The organism is Intestinirhabdus alba (genome assembly GCF_009711095.1).
GTDB classification, from domain to species: Bacteria; Pseudomonadota; Gammaproteobacteria; order Enterobacterales; family Enterobacteriaceae; genus Intestinirhabdus; species Intestinirhabdus alba.
The window spans coordinates 1-2,114 of record NZ_WMJZ01000097.1; the positions used below are offsets into that span (position 1 = coordinate 1).

Here is a 2,114-nt window from a genome sequence, read left to right on the forward strand (position 1 = left end):
CTGTACAGCACCTGAATTATCGCCTCTTTCCGCTCAGCGTAGATATCCAGCAGCATACTGCCGCGATTTTCCATATCGGCATGGTCCCAGATACCGTGGCGGGTGAGCAGCCAGAGTAATATCCCCTTGGCCTCCGGGGTACAGGTTAACAGACGTTCTGGATCAGCAATTATATTTTTAGCCAGTTGATTACGTTTTTGAGATGCCTCTAGACCATCATTAGCTTCATCAATTAAAGATTCAATGAAGGTGCTAAATTTACGTTGAGCAGTAAAAATATTAGCTTTTATATTATTGAACTCTGCATAAATGTCTTCAGTTAAATTGGCCAATTGCATTACACTTATTCGCGTAAAGGTTTTAAAAGCATCCTCAGCCACCAGGTCAAAAAACCGATAATCCAGCGTAAACAGCTGATAGGCCAGCCAGCAGCCAAACTCCAGTAAGGCTTTGCCGCCCACCTCGCAAAGAAACGCCCCTTTTGCCCCAACGCCGCAGCACAGGCTGGCCGCGACCTTAAAGCAGAACTTTCCGTTAATAAACGTACAATGAAATTTAGCCCCGGCACCGATCCCCGCGAGGCCACCAATGCTGGCACCAATGGCGGCAAAGTCAGTAAATTCCCCTACCGTTTTGCTGATGGACGCACTCTCTGTAGATGGCGGCGGCGTGGGTTTCAGCCACTGAACTGCCCCCTTAAGCGAGAGCTCCGCCCTGCCCCCCGCAAAAGCCTCAGCGGTAATTGAAGCACCTTCATCCTCTTCTTTCATTTGCTTATAAAACCGTCCGCTGCTGCCTGACTGCCGCTCCTGAAAACGCGGCAGGCGACCCTGGGGCTGGCCGGCGACAAGCTGCTGTTCATTATCTTTAACCATGACCTGGAGCTGGGCTTCTATCTGTGCGGAAGCCCCAATAAAACCCATTAGCTGAGCTTCAATATAAATCCGTATCACTCCCATATTCAGGCCCTGCCGTAACTGACTCTCCTTTGCGGCCTCACTTCCCTCTCCGGGCATATAGCTTAAATCCCAGCCCAGCCGATCCGGAATATAGTAGTCGGCATGAACAATACCTGACGCAACAGCCATCGTTGCTTTTGCCTCACCCTTAACCTTAACGCTCCCCTCATTAGGGTTGAATTCCGCCTCTGCACCAAGGTTAGAAATAAAACGCATAAACTGCGCCGCACCAGAGACCTCAATACCGTTATCAAACGTATGGCTGTCATTCAGGCTCTTATTCCAGCTCTCTGCCCAGTCAAACAGCGTTTTATCCAGGTTATAGTCATCCAGATTAACATAATCTTTAAGCTCAAATTTTATTACCGGCAGAACCTCTTTGGTTAACTGCTCCCTCAGTTTTTTAGTATCGATCGTCCGGCGGCCGCGGCCATCAACAGAATAAATACTCTCTTTCCCGGTCTTAGTATCTTTATTTTTCAACGAGACCGTACGCCATTTCTTTTCTGCTCCAGCCCCGGAGCGCCCCCCGGAACGTTCGGAGTAATAGCCCTGACTGGCATAGGTATAGCGACGCCCAGGGCCCTGGCTCCCGGAGCCTCTCTTGCGGAGGTCGAGTAACGGGAGGAGTTCCACCACATCCTGATATCCCATATTGCTGCTTTCGCCGCCATGGAGTTTCTCAAGCAGCGCCGCTCTCTTTTTCTCCAGGGCACATTCCGCAGCCACCACCCCGGCTGCCTGCGCATCAATATCCGTATCGGGCTGCTGTCTTTGTTGCCCGTACTTTTCTATCGCCGCAGAATAGGCGTGGCTGGCCTGATGAAATTCATCAACGCGCCTCAGCATATCCAGGCAGTGAGACTCAAAGTCGCCAGCCTCCTGCGCAAGCACAATAACAATTTCTTGAGTTTCAGGGCGGAAATAGAGGACGCCCGATTCGCGACAGACCTGAGTAATATTATTGTCAGACTGATTTAACTGACACTCACCATTCGCATTCGTATCCATACCTGGCCATCTCCATTATTCAAAAAACAGCTTAATATTCTGTGGGTCAACGTTATAGTGCTTTTGCGTGTAGCCATTTTCATCGGTCCTGCCGCGAAGAATTTTGCCATCAGGCGTTTCGATACGGTAAGCAACCCAGGGCAT

Annotated in this window: 1 protein-coding gene; it reads right to left on the reverse strand. The window is 50.0% G+C overall.

The window, feature by feature from the left end:
- Positions 1–1,970, reverse strand: a 1,970-nt coding sequence (locus GJV78_RS22540; protein ID WP_155110288.1) for an ATPase, incomplete at its 3' end; no start/stop codon positions are given.
- Positions 1,971–2,114 lie beyond the last annotated feature (144 nt).